This window comes from Rhizobium sp. RHZ01 (assembly GCF_014851595.1).
Lineage (GTDB): Bacteria > Pseudomonadota > Alphaproteobacteria > Rhizobiales > Rhizobiaceae > Rhizobium > Rhizobium altiplani.
In genome coordinates, this window is the sequence record NZ_JACUZZ010000028.1 from 1 (window position 1) to 19,519 (window position 19,519).

The window sequence follows — 19,519 nt, forward strand, 5'->3', positions numbered from 1 at the left end:
TGAAAGCGAAAGGAAAGCCCGGAAAGGTCGCTCTCGTCGCGGTCATGCGAAGGATGATCATAATCCTCAATGCCAAAATGAGAGACTATCGAGCAACGGTGATTGACGCCTAACACCGTTGCTTTTTCATTTGAAATCAATCGTGGAAGGCGTCGACGAACTTGCGCCTGCCGAGCATGAAGGCATCGGCAACGTGGCGAAGCGGCGCCAGATCGACGTCGGATTTGCCGGCTTTGACGATTTCCGCAAAGCGCCGGTAAAGCGCGGGGTACTCTTCCTCGGGCGCCGAAAACTTCAGCTCGCCATTGATCGACAGCTTGGAGCCGCCTTCCGCAAGCTCCACATGGCCGGCTTCGGTTTCCGCGAGGATGTCCCAGCTCTGCTTGCCGGTCTGACGCCAGTCGAATTCGGCATGAACCGGCACGCCGTCAGCGTTCTGGAAGTGCAGATCCGCGGCGATCGGCGCATCGCGATTTTCCGGGAATTCGAGCGTTGCGCCTGTCAGGAAGATGGCCTTTGGGAGGATGTGGGTAACGATCGAAAGGGCGTTGATGCCCGGGTCGAAGATGCCAAGGCCGCCGGCTTGCCAGATCCAGTCCTGGTTCGGATGCCAGTGGCGAACGTCTTCCTTCCAGATGACATGAACGCTCTTGATCGTCGTCGACGCGAGGAAGGACTTCGTGGCTTCGACAGCTGCTGCGTAGCGGGAATGCCAGCTCGCAAACAGCGAAACGCCCTTGCTGGCCGCCAGCTTTTCGAGATCGGCCACTTCGCTTAGAGTCGCGCCCGGAGGCTTTTCGAGGAACACATGCTTGGCGGCGGAAAGCGCCTTGTGCGCTGCCTCGTAGCGATACTGCGGCGGCATGCAGAGCGAAACGGCATCGATCGCCGGAACGGCGTCGAGCATTGCATCGATCGTCGTGAAGCTCTGGATGCCTTCGACGGTGCCGTGGCGACTCGCCGTTGCAACGAGCTTGAAGTCCGGATTCTTTGCAATCGAGGGGAGGTGCTGGTCGCGGACGATCTTGCCGACGCCAACGATGGCGAGGTTGATAGGTGACATGCTGGTGCTCGCGTTCGGTGTTTCGCTCAAAAGTATGATTTATTTTGCGCCTGTTTTAGCAGAAAGAAACCGGGGGGCAAGCGTCGATAGGCCCGTCAGATGGACGCCATTTCGGCCGGTGCCGTCGGCTTCTTGAACTGCAGCGTTACGACCTTATACCCCTCGGCCTCAAGGGTTGAAAGGAGCGTCGGCAGCATTGTCGCCGTGCGATTGTGGATGTCGTGCATGAGGATGATGCCGCGGCCCCGCTTGTGCAGCAGGTCCATCGTCCGCTTGGTGACGGCGGCTGGCGATGTATTGAAGTAGTCCTTGCTGTCGACGTCCACATCCATCACCACCATATCGCGCATTGCCACGGCGCCACGAAGCTTCTGGCTATCGGCAAGGTATGGAAAGCGAAAGAAGTTGACGTCGCCGCCGGTCGCCTTGGTCACGGCGGCCTCGCCGGGTGTGATTTCCTTCATGGCCATGTCGAAGGTCAGCGTCGCCAGGTTCTCGTGCTGGTAGGTGTGGCTGCCGATCGCGTTGCCTTCAGACGCGATCTTGCGGGCAAGCTCCGGATGTCGTTCCGCCATTTCGCCGACCATCATGAAGGCCCCCTTGACGCCGAAGTGGTCCAGTGTCGCGAGGACACGGTCCGTGCGGCCGGGGATCGGACCGTCATCGAAGCTGAGGATGACCTCCTTTTCCTGGAGGTGCAGGTCATGAATGGACGCGACGATGAGTGCTCGACCGGCGAGGTGATGCAGGCGGCTGTCGCTCGACATTTGGGGCAGGGCAGCATCGGTCCCCGTTGCCGGGCTGCCTTCAGGCGCGACGATGGAGGAGGTGGTCATTGTGGTGTCAGGCGCAGGATGCCTGGTGGATTGGCAGCCGGCCAGGGCCATGCTCAAGATGGCACCGGAAGGGCAAAGCGATGTATAAAAGGGCTCAACAAATCAGTAATGAAAGTTGAGGCAACCTTGATGATTATGGTTAACGATCGGTTTCGATCGCCCCGGAACGCGTCGAATCGTGCTCAACCCGACAAGCTTCCAGCCATACTTGTGGCTATCCTGCCATCGCTTCTTCGTATTCGGAGGAAAGCTCCAGCCACTGCTCCTCGGCGGCGGTGAGCTTTGCTGCAGCCTCGCCACGTTGCTTGGCCTTTTCCGCAGCCTTCGCAGGCGCCTTTTCGTAAAGCAGCGGATCCGCAAGTTCTGCATCAAGCGCCTGAATCAATTTCTCCAGCTTGCCGGTCAAGGATTCGATTTCGTTGATCTTTTTCTTGAGCGGCGCCAGCGAAGCGCGCTTCTCGGCATTGAGCTTGCGCTGGTCGGCCCTCGAGGCGGGTTCTTCAGCAAGCTGTGGTTTCTCGTCCTTCTTCTTGCCCGATGCGACAACGAGATCGCGGTACTCGTCCATATCGCCTTCGAAGGTCGTGACGGTGCCCTTGTTGACGAGCCACAGCCGATCGACGGTTGCCTCGATAAGGTGGCGGTCGTGCGAAATGAGAATGACCGCGCCCTCGTAATCGTTCAGCGCCTCGATGAGCGCCCGACGGCTGTCGATGTCGAGGTGGTTGGTCGGTTCGTCGAGGATCAGGAGGTTGGGCGCGTGGAAAGCCGCGAGCCCCATCAGCAGGCGCGCCTTCTCCCCGCCGGAAAGATCCTTGGCCGCGGTGGACATCTTTTCGGTCGCAAGACCCATCTGAGCGACTCGCGCCCGCACCTTCGCTTCCGGCGCGTCGAGCATCAAACGGCGCACGTGATCAACCGGCGACTGGTCCGGAATCAGATCGTCGAGCTGGTGCTGCGCGAAAAAGCCGATCTTCAGGTTCGGCGCGAGCTTGACCTCGCCCGCCTCCGCCGACATGCGACCGGAAATGAATTTCGCGAAGGTGGATTTGCCGTTGCCATTGGAGCCGAGCAGCGCGATGCGATCGTCATTGTCGATCCGCAGATTAAGGCCCTTCAGGATAGGTTTGCCGGGCTCGTAGCCAACAGCGCCGCCGCTGATAGCCACGATCGGGGAGGCAGGTTGCTTTTCCGGCTCGGGGAAGGTGATCGGCTGTACGTGGTCTTCGATGACGGCAGCCACCGTTCCCATGCGCTCCAACGCCTTGACGCGGCTCTGCGCCTGGCGTGCCTTGGAGGCCTTTGCCTTGAAGCGGTCGATGAAGCTCTGCAGGTGTTTGCGCGCCGCCTCGTTCTTGGCTCGCGCCTTCGTCTGCAACTCGTCCGCTTCGGCCTTCTGCCGTTCAAACTGGTCGTATCCGCCGCGATAGAAGGTCAGCTTCTTCTGATCGAGATGGACGATCGAGTTGACGGCGTTGTTCAGCAGGTCGCGGTCGTGGCTGATGACGATGACGGTGTGCGGATATCGGCGCACGTAATCCTCGAGCCACAGTGTGCCTTCGAGGTCGAGGTAGTTGGTCGGCTCGTCGAGGAGCAGCAGGTCGGGCTCGGAAAACAGCACCGCGGCGAGGGCAACACGCATCCGCCAGCCGCCCGAGAAGGACGACGCCGGACGCGATTGCGCCTCCTGGTCGAAACCGAGGCCAGCGAGGATGCTGGCAGCACGCGCTTCCGCGGAATGGGCGTCGATATCCACCAGCCGCATCTGGATTTCAGCGATGCGATGCGGATCGGTGGCGCTTTCCGCCTCCGCCAGCAAGGCTGAGCGCTCCTTGTCGGCTGCCAGTACGATTTCGATCAGCGCGTCTTCCGTTCCCGGTGCTTCCTGAGCGACCTGTCCGATGCGTGCATTCTTCGGGATCGACACGGAACCGCTTTCCGCGGCTACATCGCCGGTGATCACTCGAAACAGTGTGGATTTGCCGGCGCCATTCCGACCGACAAGACCGGCCTTCGTGCCGGCTGGCAGCGAAACGCTGGCGTGATCGAGAAGCAGGCGGCCGGCAATACGTGCGGAGATATCGGAAATCGTGATCATGGCCGGCGTTTTGGCCGAAAGCCGCGATGAGCGCAAGAGCCTCCGGCTCAGCGACCGAAGGCTTGCACGGGCTGCCGTCGATTTGACTGAGCGGCGTGAAGGGCAACGCGTGCATTTGCCTGCAGCTGCGATGCCGTCGTTGCGTCGGCGCTTAGAGCAATGCCGAGCGAAATCGTAAGGCCCGAGGGGGCAGCGTTGTCGGATGCCGCGAATGTCATGTGATCTTCTACCGACGCTCGGAGGCGATCGGCAATCGCCAGAGCTTCCTGCATCCCGACATTGGCGAACAGGAAGGCGAACTCGTCACCATCGGTGCGCGCAACAAGATCGTTCTTCTTGATCGACTTGCGCAAGAGATCCGCGAGCTTCTTCAGGAGGCGCGTGCCGATCTGTGTGCCGTAGCGGCTGTTGAATGCCTTGAAGTCGTCGACGTCGACCATGATGAGGGCGCTGCCGGCAGCACCTTCCTCCCGGTCGTAGAGATCGGCGATCGCCTTATTGAGGGCGATGCGGTTGGGGATCCCTGTGAGCTTGTCGGTGACCGACGCGGAATGAGCAGCAGCGATACCAAGCTCGATTGCTTCAAGGCGTTCGACGTCGCTCTTCAGCCGGGCCTCGATCTCCTTTTCCGAAGCGAGCACGTTTGAGAGGGAGGTCGACAGATACTCCATCTCGCTCATGAAGGAGCCGAGGCTTTGGTCAGGTTTTCCTGCAATGGATTGCAATGCTGTTTCTGCAGCGCGCAGGAATGCCTGCTTCTGGCGCAAGCTGTCCGAAAGTCGGTCCGCCGCGTCGCGCAGCATCCTGCTTGTCTCTGCATGCGAGATTTCGCTTGAGAGACCGCAATGGCTGACGAGCCGATACTTCAGGCCGATTTCATCGAGCGAGGCTTGCCGCGGGCTTGGCCCGAGCGCCGCGATGTCCTGTGCTAGGGCAGCGTTCTGGCCGATGATCGCCTCGTACAGGAGTTCGTAGTTGCGCGGCAGGCCGGCAATCGCGAGCCGTGTCATATGCTGGGCGATCCGCTGAATATCGGTGGGGGCGGCGGCCGGGCGCGGTGCGGCTTCTCGTTGTACCTGTGAGTTTGGCGCAGTTCGCATGACGTTCCCCTCGTGCCGACTGTGGCGCCGGCGGTTGGCTTCTCTATGCAACTACCGCGCTAAAAATAGCTTAAATTCGGTCGTTTGTAGTTGAATTGTGGTGCTGAACAGTGAAACGCGGTTAATGGAGCGTATCCATCTGACATTTACTGTCCTGGCGGACGTTGGATGTTGGTTGTAGCGGAACCGGTATCGTGTGGCGAAGCGCGTGTTGGAGACGTTGCTATCAGTCGACGAGGGGCAATCGTTACATGACAGGCGCGTGAAATTGCCCATGCCCACTTGTTTTCAGGCTATCGGGCGGGTAAACACCGCCCACTTTTCCCACGAAATAAAGGAATTTGACCCATGCCGATTGAACGCACTTTCTCGATGATCAAGCCGGACGCAACGAAGCGCAACCTGACGGGCGCTATTACCAAGATGCTCGAAGATGCCGGCCTGCGTGTCGTCGCCTCCAAGCGCGTCTGGATGAGCAAGCGGGAAGCTGAAGGCTTCTACGCCGTTCACAAGGAACGCCCGTTCTTCGGCGAACTCGTTGAAACCATGACCTCCGGCCCGACCGTCGTTCAGGTTCTGGAAGGCGAAGGTGCCATCCTCAAGAACCGCGAAGTCATGGGTGCGACCAACCCGGCAAACGCTGACGAAGGCACGATCCGTAAGGTTCACGCCCTTTCGATCGGCGAAAACTCGGTTCACGGCTCGGACGCTCCGGAAACCGCTGCCCAGGAAATCAAGTACTGGTTCTCCGACACCGAAATCGTCGGCTGATTCAGGCTCTCAGCGAAACCGCTGAAGCTTTTGAATTGACTGAAAGCCGGGGCTTTGCTCCGGCTTTTCTACGTTGAAGGACAGGTTGCGGCAGTATCGTAGTCCACGGTGCCGTCAGGTTTGAAAACCTCGGGGTTCTTCGTATAGAGCGGCCCAACGACGAGGGGCTTGCCGGGCATGACCGACTGATCGAGGCTGGAGATCACCTCGGTCTTCAGGCTCTGCAAGGTTTCGCCCCTGGCATCGACGAGGCGAACGTTCACCGCGTAAGGCTTATCCTTCTTGACGCAATGAAGTGCGGGGCTCTGCAGCGTGATCTTGTCCCAGAACGGATAGATCTTTTCGTTTGTGACCAGCACGTCACCGCCCGCCGGGTTCTCGAACTCCGCGATGGCGACGGTGCCTTCCGGTATCGGCGCCTTCTTGTTCAGGGTCACGACATAGGTCGCGACCGCGATCCTGTAGTTGAAAACGAAGACGCGACCGCTGATCTCGACCAGCTTGTCGGTCTCTCGCTGGCATCCCGTCAGCATTGCGGCTGCAACGGAAACGGCCATCAACAGCGCTTTCATGGCGCTTCCTCCTCTTTCCTGCGGCGATAGTGGCGGCTCGCCTTGGCGCGATTGCCGCACACCGCCATGTCGCACCAGGCGCGACTTCTGTTCTTGCTCCGGTCGATGAAGAGCCAGCCGCAGTTGCGGCAGATCTTCATGCGCTCGGGATCCGGCATCGCGATCAGCCGCAACACCGAATGCGCTGTTGCCGCATCAAGGCCGTTTGCTCCATTGGCGCCACGCAACGTGCGCGCCAGCGCTTCCAGAAGATCGGCGAGCAGCCGGTCATCGGTTTCGCCTGAAACACGAGTCCGGAAATACCTGTCCGTCGCCTCGCGCAACTCCAGAAAGTTTCTTTTGTTCTGTGGGGCCGGAGCGGCCATGTCGCCGAAGAGCGCCCGCTCAGCGCAGAATTCCGCCGCTGCCTGCGGAAAGGCTTCCAGTTGAGCGGGTGCTTCGAAACGGTCGATCCGTCGCGCCCCGTCATGGCGAAGCACGACGCTGTTGGCGACATCCAGCGCCAATGCGCCTCCGGAAAAGCGGTGTGGGGTCCAGGCAAAGCTCATGATGAAAATATAACTGGTAAAATAAGTTTTGCTAGTTATGATTTATGCAATCAGGAGCTTTTGATGGCCTATCTGCTGCAGCAATTGGCGAACGCGGTACCGCTGGCTGCGCTCTATGGTGCGCTTGCCTTTGGCTACGCCGTCGCCTTCGGGGTCACTAAGCGTGCGGACATCACCTATGGCGCGATCTTCGCGTTCTCGGGCCAGATTCTCCTGCTTTTCACGGATCTTGGCTACAACAGGCTCTGGTTGATCCTGCCGGCTGCGCTGGCGCTGGGGGCTCTGTTCTCGCTCATCTATTCGATGCTGGCCGCGGTCTGGATTGGCCGTTCCATCATGCTGCCGCTGGTTCGCCAGTCGTCGAACACCGTGATCGTCGCGGCGCTCGGCATCACCATCGTGCTGATGGAGACGGCGAGGCTCGCATCCGACACCAAGAGCCTATGGCTTTCGCCGTTCCTGAACAGCGTCGTCGTCTTCTGGAATGACGGGGCGTTTAAGGTGACGCTCACTGAGATCCAGCTGATCAATACCGCATTGATGTGCGCCATGATCGCGCTCGGCGTTGCCGTCATGAGGCTGACCTCCTGGGGCCGCGTCTGGCGGGCCGTGACCGACGATCCCCTGGCCGCAGAATTATGTGGCACCAGCGCCGATCGTGTCTTTCTCGTCGCCTACGCGGCGGCTGCCCTGATCGCCACGGCATGCGGCATTCTTGCGACCTTCTATTACGGCACGATGGATTTCGGTGCTGGCCTGATGTTCGGCCTCAAGGTGCTGATGGTGGCAGCCGTCGGCGGATATTCAGATCCGTTGAAGTCGGCCGGCGGTGCCGCCGGTCTCGGTGTCGCGGAGACGATGTGGAGCGCTTACGGCCCTTATCTCTGGCGTGACCTTGTGGTGTTCTCGCTGCTCGTGCTTCTTCTCGTCCTCAGCCGGAGGGAGCGGGCGATACCCTGACTATTTCCATTTGTCGCGGGCAGCGTCATCCGCATCCTTGGCCGCGACCCATCCGCCGGTCGAACCATCCTTGCCGTGCTCCTTCTTCCAGAAGGGAGCGGCTGTCTTCAGATAGTCCATCACGAAGTTCGCGCCATCGAACGCGGCCTGCCGATGCGGCGCCGCGGCGATGACAAGCACGATATTCTCCCGTGCGGCGATCTTGCCGTAACGGTGGATGGCGGTCAGCCCGAGGAGCCCGAAGCGCTCGATCGCAAGGCTGGCGATCCGGCTCATCTCGGCCTCGGCCATGCCCGGATAGTGTTCGAGTTCGAGTGCTGCAAGCTTGCCGCCTTCGTCACGGCACAGGCCCGAGAATGTGACGATCGCGCCGATGCCGCTGGTTTGCGTACTGAGCCGATCGACTTCCGCCTGAAGGTCGAAGTCCTCGCGTTGGACGCGAATATAAGGCTCGACCTTGCTGCTCACTTCAGCCTCCGGTCATCGGCGGGAAGATGCCGATCTCCCTGGCGTTGCCGATCGGTTCGTCATGCTCGACGTGCTCCTGGTCGACCGCGACGCGGATGACGTCTGGAAACTGAAGCGCGGTCTCATATTCTTCGCCCATCGTCTTCAAATGATTCAGAAGGTCGGCAACGGAAACGACGGAAGAGGGCAAGGTCATTTCTTCTTCGGCCTTGCCGATCCGTTCGCGCACCCAGGCGAAATAGACGAGCTTTGTCATTCTTCATCATCCACGATGTGCTTGAGGCCCGCTCGGAAATAGTCATAGCCGGTATAGATCGTCAGCAGTGCTGCGATCCAGAGAAGGCCGATGCCGGTCTTCGTTGTGTAAGGGAAGATTTCGTCGCCAGCAGGGCCAGCGAGCAGGAACGCGATCGCAACCAGCTGCACCGTCGTCTTCCACTTGGCAATCCGTGTCACGGGCACGCTGACCTTCAGGGCCGCCAGATATTCGCGCAGACCGGAGACCAGGATCTCGCGGCAGAGAATGGTGATTGCAGCCCAGATCGACCAACCGGCAATCGTCTGGTCGGCCGCTACCAGGAGAAGAATGGAGGCGACCAGCAGCTTGTCGGCGATCGGATCGAGCATTCGGCCGATGTTCGACGTCTGGTTCCATATGCGGGCGAGATAGCCGTCGAGAAAGTCGGTGATCGACGCGATGATGAAGATCCACAGCGCCACCCATCGTGCCGTATTGCTGATCGCCAGCTTTCCTTCGAGGAAAAAGCACAGCACGATCAACGGTACTGCCAGAATGCGGCCATAGGTCAGCAGGTTCGGTATATTATATGCGCGCGATGCCATGAAACATGTCTCTGAAGTTATGTGCTCGTAGATGACGGCTTTGAGCGTAAAGCGTCAACATTCTTTCTATTTTTTCGCTGCCTTTGCGTGGAATTTGCGACTGACGCCACCTATTTCGCGGCGTCATCATGAAAATGATTATAAACCTGCTTGGCGACGGTCTCCGAAATGCCTTCGACGGTCATCAGATCGGACAAAGCGGCGCGGGAGACCGCTTTCGCGGTTCCGAAGTGCTGCAACAGGGCGCGCTTGCGCGACGGTCCGATCCCGCCGATCTCATCAAGCGGGTTCTTGACCATCTCCTTCTTGCGCCGGGCGCGATGCGAGCCGATGGCGAAGCGGTGCGCTTCGTCGCGCATGCGCTGGATAAAATAGAGTACGGGATCGCGCGGCGGCAGCGTGAAGCTCTCGCGTCCCGGTGGGAAGAAGCGCTCGCGCCCGGCGTCGCGGTCGACGCCCTTGGCAACGCCGATGGCGATCACACTGTCGGTGATCCCCAATTCCTCAAGGATCGCACGCACGGCCGTCATCTGTCCCTGGCCGCCGTCGATCAGGATGACGTCGGGCCAAGCGGGGAAGGGCATGTCGGCGGCATCCGCCGGCGATGCCGGTTGGCTGCGATCGGGAATGCCTTCTTCTTTCAGCAGACGCGAGAAGCGTCGTGTCATCACCTCGCGCATCATGCCGAAGTCGTCGCCCGGCGTGATGTCGGTCGATTTGATGTTGAACTTCCGGTACTGGCTCTTCACGAAGCCTTCCTGTCCCGCGACGACCATGCCGCCGACCGCATTGGTGCCCATGATGTGCGAGTTGTCGTAGATCTCGACGCGCTGTGGCACATAGGGAAGCTTGAAGGTCGCCTTGAACCCCTCGAGCAACCGCGATTGCGACGCGGTTTCAGCGAGTTTGCGGCCATGCGCCTCGCGGGCATTGGCAATCACGTGCTCCACGAGGTCACGTTTCTCTCCGCGCTGCGGAATGAGGATCGATACTTTGTGTCCGGCCTTTTCGCCGAGCGCGGCAGCGAGCAGTTCGAGTTCCTCGACGGTCTCCGACAGCAGGATTTGCTTCGGTACCGGCTTGTCGTCGTAGAACTGCGCGAGGAAGGCGTTCAACACCTCGGCAGCCGAGAGCTGCGGGTCAGCCTTCGGGAAATAGGCGCGGTTGCCCCAGTTCTGCCCAGTGCGGAAGAAGAACACCTGGATACAGGAGATCCCGCCCTCATGATGGATCGCAAAGACATCCGCCTCTTCCACGCCCGCGGGGTTGATGCCCTGGTGACTGGAAACATGCGACAGCGAAGCCAGGCGGTCGCGGTAGACGGCGGCGCGTTCGAAGTCGAGATCCTCGGCAGCGACATTCATCGCCTCGGCCATATGCTCCTTGATTTTCTGGCTCTTGCCGGAGAGGAAATCCTTGGCCTCCTGCACGAGCTCGGCGTAGCCCTCGTCACTGATCTCATGCGTGCATGGCGCCGAACAGCGCTTGATCTGGTAGAGAAGGCAGGGGCGGGTGCGCGTCTCGAAGACGCTGTCGGTACAAGTCCTGATGAGGAAGGCGCGCTGCAGCGAGTTGATCGTCCGACCGACGGCGCCGGCTGACGCGAAGGGACCGAAATAGTCGCCCTTGCGAGCGCGGGCGCCGCGGTGCTTGAAGATGGCCGGGGCGCGGTGGTCCCCCGTGATCAGAATGTAGGGAAACGACTTATCGTCACGTAAGAGCACATTAAAACGAGGCCGCAAGCGCTTGATAAGATTCGCTTCAAGCAGCAGCGCTTCCGTCTCGGTGCGGGTCGTCACGAACTCCATGTTCGCCGTCAGCCGTACCATCTGGGCGATCCGGTTGGAGTGCACGCGCCCGAGCGCGTAGTTGCTGACGCGCTTCTTCAGGCTGCGGGCCTTGCCGACGTAAAGCACGTCGCCGGCTTCGTTGAACATGCGGTAGACGCCAGGGCTGTTGGGCAGTCGCTTGACGAATTCGGCGATCAGGTCGGCGCCGACGAGGCCGGTTTCGTTCACCCCGCCTTCGTTCCAATCGATCGCAGTCGTGGTGGGCGCAGCAGAGACGTCGCTCTCCACTTCGATTTCGTCGTCTGCGTCGTCCGTTTCGTCGTAAAGAACGCCGCCATCCGGCAGCTTTCTTGAATTCATTCCGTAATCTCCGCCACATCGGGCGTCTGCCAGGCAAGATGCTGGCCGCCATCCAGGGCAATCATTTGACCGGTGATCGAGGGCGTTTCGTAGAGGAAGCGAATCGTTTTGCCGAATTCCCCGAGCTGCGGCCCTCGTTTGAGGATAAGCGCTGAAACCTGCGCTTGGAAGTCTTCTTGCGACTGTCGCTCGCTCGGCATCGAGGGGCCGGGACCGATCGCATTGACACGGATACGCGGCGCGAGCGCCTGCGCCATGGTCTGCGTCGCCGTCCACAGGGCGGACTTAGACAGTGTGTAGGAATAGAAGCTCGGCCGCAGCGCCCAAACGCGCTGGTCGATGATGTTGACGACGAGACCATCCGTCTCGTCGGGCAATTGCGCCGCAAAGCCGGCCGACAGAATCGAGGGGGCGCGAACATGGACCGCGAAGTGCTCGTCCCAGGCGTCGGCATCGATGTGGCGGACGGAGTCCTCGTGGAAAACAGAGGCGTTGTTGACGAGGAGATCGATTGGCCCGATCGCTTCCGATGCCCTTTTTATCAGGTCGCTCGTCTCGCCAACTTCCGTAAGGTCTGCCCTTACGGCAATCGCCCGGGAACCGTTTTGCCGCAATTCCGCCGCGAAATTCTCGGCCTCCTCAATCGAGCGGCTGGCATGGATTGCGACCGCAAAGCCATTCGCAGCCAAATCCACAGCGATTGCCCGGCCTATTCTTTTCGCCGCCCCCGTCACCAGCGCCGTTCGAAGTCTTTTCTTGTTCAAAATAATGCCTTTTCGCCGCGCAACTCTGTTCGCTGCTTATATAGGCGCGGGAGAAGATGAGATAAATAGCCGTTTTCATTGCGATGTTGCCGGAATTACTGTATGTATTATTTAAGAATATAATTCCGTAAAATAAGTATTCATGATTTAACCATTCATTATGGTTAACAAATAGTCTGTTGCGGCAAAGCAACATCGAATTTCAGCCGCCCCCGCGCCACAATCAAATCACAATTTGGCTCTTTCAAATCCTCAATTGGGCATCAATTTCCCTTCCGAACCGCAAGGGACATTTGTAATAACCCGCGAATGCTTCGCTGTAGGACAGTTGACGAAGGGCGCGGGTCTGAAAGGAGACGAGTATGCGTACGTTTATTGCTAGCCTGTTGGTTTCGACCGTTGCCCTTGGTGGGTTTTCCGCCGCTTATGCAGCCGATGCCGTTGATCAGATCCCGGAAGCTCCGGTTGCACAGAATGAGCCGGCTCCCGCTGCCAACTGGCAGGGCTTCTACCTCGGTGGTGCCGGCACCTACAACATGGGCGGCTTTGGCAACAAGTACAACGCGCGTGCGCTCGGCGGCCAAGTCTACACCGGCTACAACTGGCAGGCTGGCCAGATCGTTTACGGTGCCGAAGCCGACATCGGCTATTCCGGTGCTGACGGCGCTGCTGGCGGCGGCGAAGGCAAGAACGAAGTCAACGGCTCGATCCGCGGCCGTATCGGCTACGACCTGAATCCGTTCCTGCTGTACGGCACGGCCGGTCTCGCTGCGACCAAGAACAAGTTCAGCAACGCCGCTGGCTCCGACACTGACACGTCGCTCGGCTACACGGTTGGTGCAGGAGCGGAAACCTTCGTCACCAACAACATCACGGCCCGTGTCGAGTACCGCTACACCAACTACGCTGACAGCGACTTCCACGTCGGCGGCGCGAACATTTCGCGTGGCTACGACGAGCACAGCGTCAAGGTCGGTATCGGCGTCAAGTTCTAAGCCGAACATCGAATGCGGAAAAGCCGGGTTCCCATCCCGGCTTTTTTGTTTCTGCGATGAACTGCTTGCGGCCTATTTGGGAAAGTCAGTCGAGACGGCAAGCTCACGCCATGCAGCGAGTTCTTTGGCGACATGGGCGTTCTTGGCTTCGATCACCGCCACGGTATCGCTCCCGAAGGGCATGCGCAGCGGAGGATTGTCCGAATGCGCCAGCGTGACCATCGCCTTGGCAAATCGAGCAGGGTCGCCGGGCTGCTGGTGGTTATGGCCGGCTGCGAATTCGCGCATCGCGCCGACCGGCGTCTCCTTGTAGTCGGCAATCGAGCTGGGACTAACGGCCAGTGAGCTCTCGTCGAGGAAGTCGGTGCGGAAGAAGCCGGGCTCGACGACCGTCACCTTGATGCCGAGTGGGGCCACTTCAGCAGCGAGAGCCTCGGAGATACCTTCGACCGCGAACTTGGTCGAGCAATAGATACCCCAGCCGGCATGCGACTCGTAGCCGCCGATGGACGAGATATTCAGCACCTGCCCCGAGCGCTGGCGACGCATGTGCGGCAGGACCGCGCGGGTGACCTTCAGCAGGCCGAAGACGTTTGTTGCGTAGAGCTTTTCGATCTCCTCAGTGGTTGCTTCTTCCACGGCGCCGAGCAGGCCGAAACCGGCATTGTTGAGCAGGATGTCGATCTTGCCGAAGCGCTTGACGGCTGCTTCAGTTGCCTTGTGCGCCGAGGCTTCGTCCGTCACGTCAAGCGACACGGCGAGCAGATTGGGATGATTGCCGAATTTCTCTTCAAGACCCTTCGGGTTACGCGCCGTAGCGACAACGGCGTCGCCGGCATTGAGAGCTTCCTGGGCGATGAGGGCGCCGAAACCACGCGACGCCCCTGTAATGAACCAAACACGCATGACGATCTCCTTTGTCCGTTGCGCTGCGATTTGCTTACGGAGTGAAGGTAGCGTATTGGCATAACTGAGAGAATTTACGTTGTGTTTCATAGGGTGCTGAGAAAAATTCATCAATGAAACGTGTCCGTTCGACCGATCTTGCGATTTTCCTGGCGATCGCCAACCACCGAAGCTTCAGGAAGGCATCGGTCGAACTGGGTGTCACGGCGTCTGCCCTCAGTCACGCGCTGCGGGTAATCGAGGAACGGTTGGCAGTCCGCCTCGTCAACCGGACGACCCGTGGCGTAGCTCTGACCGAGGCCGGCGAGCGACTGTACGACCGCATCCGACCGGCATTCCTCGACATCGATGCAGCCCTCGACGATCTCAACAGCTTCCGCGGCCAACCGCATGGCAAGCTGCGCATCAATGCGGCGCGGGTCTCCACCAAGCTTGTGCTGTTGCCGATCGTCTCTCGTTTCCTGAAGGCCTATCCATCCGTCGAGGTCGAGATTGTCATCGATGACGGACTGATCGATATGGTGTCATCGGGCTTCGATGCCGGTGTGCGCTTTGGCGAAAGCATCGAGGCCGATATGATTGCGGTGCCGATCGGTCCGCGCCACCGTTTTGCGGTAGTTGCCGCGCCGAGCTACTTCGAGAGCCGGAACCGTCCGTTGACGCCGCACGATCTGCGTGACCACGAATGCGTGCGCTACCGCTTTGCCGGTGGCGCCTTCTATCGATGGGAGTTCGAGCGCGGCGGCATCGAACTGGAGATCGAAGTCAGTGGTCCCCTGACATTGGGCGATCAGGACATTATCCAGGATGCCGTGCTGCGCGGTTGCGGTCTCGGATACCTTTTCGAAGAGCAGGCGCAAGCGGCGATCGCAGAGGGCAGGCTGATACGCGTGCTGGAAGATTGGTGCCCTTTCTATCCGAGCTTCTTCCTCTATTATCCGAGCCGCCGGCAATTGCCGACGGCGCTCCGGGCCTTCATCGATTTCGTCAGGGCCGACAAGGGAACGTCTCAGGTCTGAGGTTTCAGTTCGCCGTAGGCGGCAAACTTCTTTTCGAATTCGCGGCCCCAGCCGATCAGTTCGGCATGATCGGCTTCCCATTGTTCCTTGAAGCGCAGATCGAGATACCCGAGCGTGGCGGCAAGCGCGAAGTGGCCGCCGTGCAGCCGCTTGCCGATCTTTGGCAGGTGCACACTGAGATGGTTCAAGCCGCTGACGGCCTTCTTCCACTGCCGGTCGATCCACGGCTGGTGGACCGTTTCCTCGTCGCGGAAGCGCCGCTCATAAACGATCGCCAGCAGGCAATCGCAGATACCGTCGCATAGTGCCTCGAGGATTTCCGCCTCGGTCCGCTTGCCGTTCTTGGCAGGGTAGAGCTTCTTGCCTTTCAGCCGGTCGAAATAGTGCATGATCGCGACGCTGTCGAAGATTGACAGCCCATCGTCGGTTAGCAGTGTCGGGATTTTGCCGAGCGGATTGTTATCGACCAGGATCGCCGGGCCGGCATTGGTATCCACTCGGATTTCGATGGCGTCGAGCTCCAGATAGCGCGCCGCCATGCGCACCTTGCTGGAATAGGGAGACGTCGGTGCGCAAAGGATCTTCATGGTCATTCTTCCATACGGTCATGTCTTGGCGCGACTATTTCGCGCCAGCTAGAGTCGGTCAATCGTCCTTTGCCGCCTTGGTTTCGCCGCGCAGCCAAAACGCTCGATGCGACGCGTAGCGATCCTGTGCAAGATGGTCCTTGAGCGCGGGTAGAAGCGCATGCAACTCGTCCTTCAGCGTGAAGGGCGGATTGACGATGATCAGGCCGGAGCCGGTCAATCCGTTGATCCCCCGGTCGCTGCGGACGATGAGCTCGGCGCAGAGAATCTTCGGAATGTCGAGGGCCTGCAGCGCCTCGTGGAATTCCTTGATCGGCGCCCCCTTCTTCAGCGGATACCACAGGCAATAGGTGCCGCCGGGGAAGCGGCGATAGGCTTTCGCCAAACCATCCACAAGGCGTTCGTATTCGCCATCTTCCTCGAACGGCGGATCGACCAGGACGATGCCGCGTTTCTCCTTCGGCGGCAGGTGTGCGCCGAGCGAGAGCCAGCCGTTGAGCTCGGTGATCCGCACCTGATGATCGCCCTCGAAAAGCCGATGCAGCCGGGCAAAGTCCTCCGGATGCAATTCCATCGCGGAGAGCCGGTCCTGCGGTCGAAACAGCATGCGGGCGAGCTTTGGAGAGCCGGGATAAAGGCGGATGCCGCCCTCCGCGTTTAGCTCACGCACGGCGGATAGATAGGGCTCCAGCAACTCGGCGACCTGTGGAGCAAGCTCTGTGTCCAGGAGCTTGCCGATGCCCTCGCTCCATTCACCGGTCTTTTGAGCCTCCTCGGAGGAGAGGTCGTAAAGCCCGATGCCGGCATGCGTGTCGAGCACGCGAAAGGCCGCATCCTTCTTCTGCATGTAGCGGATCAGTCGCGCCAGGACGGCGTGCTTGAGCACATCGGCAAAATTGCCCGCGTGGTAGATATGGCGGTAGTTCATTTTCGCTGATGCCCGTGATGAATTCACCTGATCGACGACATTTGTGGCTTTTGGCCGGTTTCCGGTTCGAATATAGAAAAGCCATGAACATTGCGACCCCCATTCACGCCAAATCCGCCAAGTCGAATGTTAGGCTCGGTCACACCGCCTGTCCGCACGACTGTCCCTCCACTTGCGCGCTGGAGGTGGAGATCGGCGACGATGGCCGCATGGGCCGTGTGCGCGGAGCAAACAATCACAGCTACACCTCGGGAGTGATCTGCGCGAAGGTCGCGCGCTACGCCGAGCGCCTCTATCATCCGGACCGGCTGATGCACCCGCTGCGCCGAACAGGCGCCAAGGGGGCAGGGCAGTGGCAGCAGATTTCCTGGGACGATGCGCTGGATGAAATCGCCGAAGCCTTCGTCAAGGCGGAAGCCAGGGACGGCAGCGAAGCGATCTGGCCCTATTTCTACGCCGGAACGATGGGCTGGGTTCAGCGCGACTCGATCGAGCGCCTGCGCCACGCCAAGCGCTATTCCGGCTTCTTCTCGTCGATCTGCACCAACCCGGCCTGGACCGGTTTCACCATGGCGACGGGAACGCTGCGCGGACCCGACCCGCGTGAGATGGGCGGCACCGATTGCGTCGTGATCTGGGGCACGAATGCGGTGTCCACCCAGGTCAACGTGATGACCCACGCGATCAAGTCCCGCAAGGAGCGCGGCGCCAAGATCGTCGTGGTCGACATCTACGACAATCCGACGATGAAGCAGGCCGACATGGCGCTGATCGTCAAGCCGGGTACGGATGCCGCGCTGGCATGCGCCGTCATGCACATCGCCTTCCGCGACGGCTATGCCGATCGCGAGTACATGGCAAAGTATGCCGACGATCCTGCCGGCCTTGAAGCGCATCTGAGGACGAAGACGCCCGAGTGGGCCGCCGCCATCACCGGCCTTTCCGTCGATGAGATCGAAGCCTTCGCGCGCCTCGTCGGCATAACGAAGAAGACCTATTTCCGCCTCGGCTACGGCTTTACCCGCCAGCGCAATGGCGCGGTTGCCATGCATGCGGCGGCCTCGATCGCGACGGTGCTCGGCTCCTGGCAATACGAAGGCGGCGGTGCCTTCCATTCCAACAGCGATATCTTCCGCATGAACAATGCGGAACTGACCGGCAAGGCGATGAAGGATGCGGATATCCGCATGATCGACCAGTCGCAGATCGGCCGCGCGTTGACTGGCGATGCCGTGGCGCTCCGCCATCGCGGCCCGGTGACGGCAATGCTGATCCAGAACACCAATCCGGTGAACATCGCCCCCGAACAACGGCTGGTGAAACGCGGCTTCGCTCGCGAGGACCTCTTCGTCGCGGTGCACGAGCAGTTCATGACGGAGACGGCCGAGATGGCCGACATCGTCATTCCAGCAACGATGTTCGTCGAGCATGACGATATCTATCGCGCCGGGGGCCAGAACCACATTTTGCTCGGCCCTAAGCTGGTTGAGCCGCCGGAGACCGTCCGGACGAACCTGTTCGTGATCGAAGAACTGGCAAAGCGTCTCGGTGTCGCCGATCGCCCCGGTTTCGGTTTCACGGCCCGCGAAATGATCGATCGGCTTCTCGAAGCCAGCAACCTGCCGGGATACGACCATTTCCTCGAACACAAATGGTTCGACCGTCAGCCGGATTTCGAGGATGCGCATTTCCTCAAGGGCTTCGCGCATCCTGACGGCAAGTTCCATTTCCGCCCGGACTGGGTCGACGGCCCTGCGCCGAACAAGCCGCCGGCCGCTGTCGGTGCTCTCGGACCATACAAGCAGCTGCCGGCGTTTCCGGATCAGGTCGATGTTATCGAGCTTGCCGATAGCAAGCATCCGTTCCGCTTGGCAACGTCGCCGGCGCGCAACTTCCTGAATTCCAGCTTCTCCGAGACGAAGACCTCGCGCCAGAAGGAAGGGCGGCCGGAACTGATGATGAACCCCGCCGATGCGACGGCAGGCGGCATCGAGCATGGCGACCTCGTGCGGATCGGAAACAACCGTGGCGACCTTCGGATCCATGTGCGCGTCACCGAGGAGGTCAAGCCGGGCGTGTTGATTGCCGAAGGCCTCTGGCCGAACAAGGCGCATATCGACGGTGAAGGGATCAACGTGCTGACCGGCGCCGATCCGGTCGCGCCCTATGGCGGCGCGGCGGTCCACGACAACAAGGTCTGGCTCCGCAGGGATGTTGCATGACGAAATTTGACAAGGCAAAAGCCGAGATCGTTAATGAAAAGACGCTCTCGAACGGCTGGACGCGCCTGAGCGACTTCCAGATCGACTATACGGATTCCGACGGCGAGACGCATCGGTTGCAGCGCGAGGTCTACCATCGCACGCCGGCGGCGACGATCCTGCTATACGATCCGAAGCGAGACACCGTTGTCCTCGTGCGGCAGTTCCGGCTGCCGGTCTTCCTGCATGGTGAGCCGGCCTGGGTCATCGAAGCCCCGGCAGGGCTGTTGGATGGTGATGCCCCGGAAGTGGCGATCCGCCGCGAAGCTGAAGAAGAAACCGGCTTTCGCGTCCGCGATGTGCGCTTCCCTTTCAAGGCCTACAGTTCGCCGGGCTCGAGCATGGAACTGCTGCATTTCTTCGCCGCGACGTTCGACACCACCGATCGGGTATCGGATGGCGGCGGCCTTACTCACGAGCACGAAGATATCGAAGTTCTGGAAGTGCAGCTCGACAAGGCGATGGCGATGATCGAGCGTGGGGAAATTGTTGATCTGAAGACGGTTGCGTTGCTGCAATGGGCCACATTGAACCGCGGGTCGCTGCGATAGCCGCAGGTTCAATCATGCGCGGTTCGTCGTTCACACCGATGTCATGAATCAGCGCTATGCGCTCCGCCTTGTCATAAATACGCGCTTGGAGAAAAACCG

Annotated in this window: 20 protein-coding genes and 1 pseudogene; 7 read left to right on the forward strand and 14 right to left on the reverse strand. The window is 60.2% G+C overall.

What is annotated here, in order from left to right:
* Positions 1-113, forward strand: a pseudogene (locus tag IB248_RS24310) (IS110 family transposase); the annotation flags it as partial.
* Positions 114-136: 23 nt separating this feature from the next.
* Here IB248_RS24310 and IB248_RS24315 read toward each other — a convergent pair.
* From IB248_RS24315 to IB248_RS24330, 4 genes are all read right to left on the reverse strand, one after another.
* Positions 137-1,063: a Gfo/Idh/MocA family oxidoreductase gene (locus IB248_RS24315; RefSeq protein ID WP_192241812.1), complete on the reverse strand. Its 927-nt coding sequence runs from the start codon at positions 1,061-1,063 to the stop codon at positions 137-139.
* 95 nt (positions 1,064-1,158) lie between these two features.
* Entirely contained in the window at positions 1,159-1,950 is a 792-nt protein-coding gene (locus tag IB248_RS24320; RefSeq protein ID WP_192241829.1) for a polysaccharide deacetylase family protein, read from the reverse strand.
* Positions 1,951-2,113: 163 nt separating this feature from the next.
* Complete coding sequence (locus IB248_RS24325; protein ID WP_029792495.1) at positions 2,114-3,997, reverse strand: ABC-F family ATP-binding cassette domain-containing protein; 1,884 nt, start codon at positions 3,995-3,997, stop codon at positions 2,114-2,116.
* A gap of 47 nt (positions 3,998-4,044) precedes the next feature.
* Positions 4,045-5,097, reverse strand: coding sequence for a GGDEF domain-containing protein (locus tag IB248_RS24330; protein ID WP_026372043.1), 1,053 nt, complete (start codon positions 5,095-5,097; stop codon positions 4,045-4,047).
* A gap of 348 nt (positions 5,098-5,445) precedes the next feature.
* Here IB248_RS24330 and ndk point away from each other — a divergent pair, with 348 nt between their 5' ends.
* The gene (ndk, locus tag IB248_RS24335; protein WP_192241813.1) at positions 5,446-5,868 is read left to right on the forward strand and encodes a nucleoside-diphosphate kinase; all 423 of its coding nucleotides are present in this window, start codon (positions 5,446-5,448) and stop codon (positions 5,866-5,868) included.
* A 68-nt stretch (positions 5,869-5,936) separates the two neighbouring features.
* Here the strand turns inward: ndk and IB248_RS24340 are convergent, their stop codons facing one another.
* Together IB248_RS24340 and IB248_RS24345 are read right to left on the reverse strand one after the other, a co-directional pair.
* On the reverse strand, positions 5,937-6,440 hold the full coding sequence (locus IB248_RS24340) for a hypothetical protein (RefSeq protein ID WP_018859163.1): 504 nt from the start codon (positions 6,438-6,440) through the stop codon (positions 5,937-5,939).
* Positions 6,437-6,988: a CGNR zinc finger domain-containing protein gene (locus IB248_RS24345; RefSeq protein WP_029792498.1), complete on the reverse strand. Its 552-nt coding sequence runs from the start codon at positions 6,986-6,988 to the stop codon at positions 6,437-6,439. The genes IB248_RS24340 and IB248_RS24345 overlap by 4 nt, the downstream gene beginning before the upstream one ends.
* Positions 6,989-7,051: 63 nt before the next feature.
* Here IB248_RS24345 and IB248_RS24350 point away from each other — a divergent pair, with 63 nt between their 5' ends.
* A complete protein-coding gene (locus tag IB248_RS24350; protein WP_029792500.1) occupies positions 7,052-7,948 on the forward strand; it encodes a branched-chain amino acid ABC transporter permease in 897 nt (298 codons plus the stop codon).
* Here IB248_RS24350 and IB248_RS24355 read toward each other — a convergent pair whose 3' ends face one another.
* The 5 genes from IB248_RS24355 to IB248_RS24375 all read right to left on the reverse strand — a co-directional run bounded on the left by IB248_RS24355 (position 7,949) and on the right by IB248_RS24375 (position 12,173).
* Positions 7,949-8,416 (reverse strand): molybdenum cofactor biosynthesis protein MoaE, encoded by a 468-nt coding sequence (locus tag IB248_RS24355; protein WP_025659807.1) that lies wholly within the window; start codon positions 8,414-8,416, stop codon positions 7,949-7,951. It lies immediately after the preceding gene.
* Between the two features lies 1 nt (position 8,417).
* Positions 8,418-8,672 (reverse strand): molybdopterin converting factor subunit 1, encoded by a 255-nt coding sequence (moaD, locus tag IB248_RS24360; protein ID WP_018116862.1) that lies wholly within the window; start codon positions 8,670-8,672, stop codon positions 8,418-8,420.
* On the reverse strand, positions 8,669-9,259 hold the full coding sequence (pgsA, locus tag IB248_RS24365; RefSeq protein ID WP_018116863.1) for a CDP-diacylglycerol--glycerol-3-phosphate 3-phosphatidyltransferase: 591 nt from the start codon (positions 9,257-9,259) through the stop codon (positions 8,669-8,671). The genes moaD and pgsA overlap by 4 nt, the downstream gene beginning before the upstream one ends.
* A gap of 110 nt (positions 9,260-9,369) precedes the next feature.
* The gene (gene uvrC, locus IB248_RS24370) at positions 9,370-11,409 is read right to left on the reverse strand and encodes an excinuclease ABC subunit UvrC (protein WP_029792502.1); all 2,040 of its coding nucleotides are present in this window, start codon (positions 11,407-11,409) and stop codon (positions 9,370-9,372) included.
* A complete protein-coding gene (locus tag IB248_RS24375; protein ID WP_025659805.1) occupies positions 11,406-12,173 on the reverse strand; it encodes an SDR family oxidoreductase in 768 nt (255 codons plus the stop codon). Before IB248_RS24375 ends, uvrC begins: the two co-directional genes overlap by 4 nt.
* Before the next feature lie 362 nt (positions 12,174-12,535).
* On the opposite strand from IB248_RS24375, the gene IB248_RS24380 reads away from it, so the two are divergent.
* Positions 12,536-13,168, forward strand: coding sequence for an outer membrane protein (locus tag IB248_RS24380; protein WP_018116866.1), 633 nt, complete (start codon positions 12,536-12,538; stop codon positions 13,166-13,168).
* Between the two features lie 72 nt (positions 13,169-13,240).
* Here IB248_RS24380 and IB248_RS24385 read toward each other — a convergent pair whose 3' ends face one another.
* Positions 13,241-14,074: an oxidoreductase gene (locus tag IB248_RS24385; protein ID WP_018859169.1), complete on the reverse strand. Its 834-nt coding sequence runs from the start codon at positions 14,072-14,074 to the stop codon at positions 13,241-13,243.
* Between the two features lie 113 nt (positions 14,075-14,187).
* On the opposite strand from IB248_RS24385, the gene IB248_RS24390 reads away from it, so the two are divergent.
* The gene (locus IB248_RS24390) at positions 14,188-15,093 is read left to right on the forward strand and encodes a LysR family transcriptional regulator (RefSeq protein ID WP_192241814.1); all 906 of its coding nucleotides are present in this window, start codon (positions 14,188-14,190) and stop codon (positions 15,091-15,093) included.
* Here IB248_RS24390 and IB248_RS24395 read toward each other — a convergent pair.
* Positions 15,084-15,680 (reverse strand): glutathione S-transferase, encoded by a 597-nt coding sequence (locus IB248_RS24395; protein ID WP_192241815.1) that lies wholly within the window; start codon positions 15,678-15,680, stop codon positions 15,084-15,086. The genes IB248_RS24390 and IB248_RS24395 overlap by 10 nt on opposite strands.
* A 58-nt stretch (positions 15,681-15,738) precedes the next feature.
* Positions 15,739-16,608 carry a 23S rRNA (adenine(2030)-N(6))-methyltransferase RlmJ gene (locus tag IB248_RS24400; protein ID WP_113470724.1) on the reverse strand — a complete coding sequence of 290 codons (870 nt, stop codon included), beginning with the start codon at positions 16,606-16,608 and terminating at the stop codon, positions 15,739-15,741.
* An 83-nt stretch (positions 16,609-16,691) separates the two neighbouring features.
* On the opposite strand from IB248_RS24400, the gene IB248_RS24405 reads away from it, so the two are divergent.
* Positions 16,692-18,830, forward strand: coding sequence for a molybdopterin oxidoreductase family protein (locus IB248_RS24405; RefSeq protein WP_192241816.1), 2,139 nt, complete (start codon positions 16,692-16,694; stop codon positions 18,828-18,830).
* A complete protein-coding gene (locus IB248_RS24410; protein WP_192241817.1) occupies positions 18,827-19,420 on the forward strand; it encodes an NUDIX domain-containing protein in 594 nt (197 codons plus the stop codon). Before IB248_RS24405 ends, IB248_RS24410 begins: the two co-directional genes overlap by 4 nt.
* The last annotated feature ends 99 nt before the right edge of the window (positions 19,421-19,519 follow it).

Excerpts from the sequence above, each read along its gene's own strand:
- IB248_RS24315 (WP_192241812.1), bottom strand. The coding sequence starts at position 1,063 with ATGTCACCTATCAACCTCGCCATCGTTGGCGTCGGCAAGATCGTCCGC.
- IB248_RS24320 (WP_192241829.1), bottom strand. The coding sequence starts at position 1,950 with ATGGCCCTGGCCGGCTGCCAATCCACCAGGCATCCTGCGCCTGACACC.
- IB248_RS24325 (WP_029792495.1), bottom strand. The coding sequence starts at position 3,997 with ATGATCACGATTTCCGATATCTCCGCACGTATTGCCGGCCGCCTGCTT.
- IB248_RS24330 (WP_026372043.1), bottom strand. The coding sequence starts at position 5,097 with ATGCGAACTGCGCCAAACTCACAGGTACAACGAGAAGCCGCACCGCGC.
- ndk (WP_192241813.1), top strand. The coding sequence starts at position 5,446 with ATGCCGATTGAACGCACTTTCTCGATGATCAAGCCGGACGCAACGAAG.
- IB248_RS24340 (WP_018859163.1), bottom strand. The coding sequence starts at position 6,440 with ATGAAAGCGCTGTTGATGGCCGTTTCCGTTGCAGCCGCAATGCTGACG.
- IB248_RS24345 (WP_029792498.1), bottom strand. The coding sequence starts at position 6,988 with ATGAGCTTTGCCTGGACCCCACACCGCTTTTCCGGAGGCGCATTGGCG.
- IB248_RS24350 (WP_029792500.1), top strand. The coding sequence starts at position 7,052 with ATGGCCTATCTGCTGCAGCAATTGGCGAACGCGGTACCGCTGGCTGCG.
- moaD (WP_018116862.1), bottom strand. The coding sequence starts at position 8,672 with ATGACAAAGCTCGTCTATTTCGCCTGGGTGCGCGAACGGATCGGCAAG.
- pgsA (WP_018116863.1), bottom strand. The coding sequence starts at position 9,259 with ATGGCATCGCGCGCATATAATATACCGAACCTGCTGACCTATGGCCGC.
- uvrC (WP_029792502.1), bottom strand. The coding sequence starts at position 11,409 with ATGAATTCAAGAAAGCTGCCGGATGGCGGCGTTCTTTACGACGAAACG.
- IB248_RS24380 (WP_018116866.1), top strand. The coding sequence starts at position 12,536 with ATGCGTACGTTTATTGCTAGCCTGTTGGTTTCGACCGTTGCCCTTGGT.
- IB248_RS24385 (WP_018859169.1), bottom strand. The coding sequence starts at position 14,074 with ATGCGTGTTTGGTTCATTACAGGGGCGTCGCGTGGTTTCGGCGCCCTC.
- IB248_RS24390 (WP_192241814.1), top strand. The coding sequence starts at position 14,188 with ATGAAACGTGTCCGTTCGACCGATCTTGCGATTTTCCTGGCGATCGCC.
- IB248_RS24395 (WP_192241815.1), bottom strand. The coding sequence starts at position 15,680 with ATGAAGATCCTTTGCGCACCGACGTCTCCCTATTCCAGCAAGGTGCGC.
- IB248_RS24400 (WP_113470724.1), bottom strand. The coding sequence starts at position 16,608 with ATGAACTACCGCCATATCTACCACGCGGGCAATTTTGCCGATGTGCTC.
- IB248_RS24405 (WP_192241816.1), top strand. The coding sequence starts at position 16,692 with ATGAACATTGCGACCCCCATTCACGCCAAATCCGCCAAGTCGAATGTT.
- IB248_RS24410 (WP_192241817.1), top strand. The coding sequence starts at position 18,827 with ATGACGAAATTTGACAAGGCAAAAGCCGAGATCGTTAATGAAAAGACG.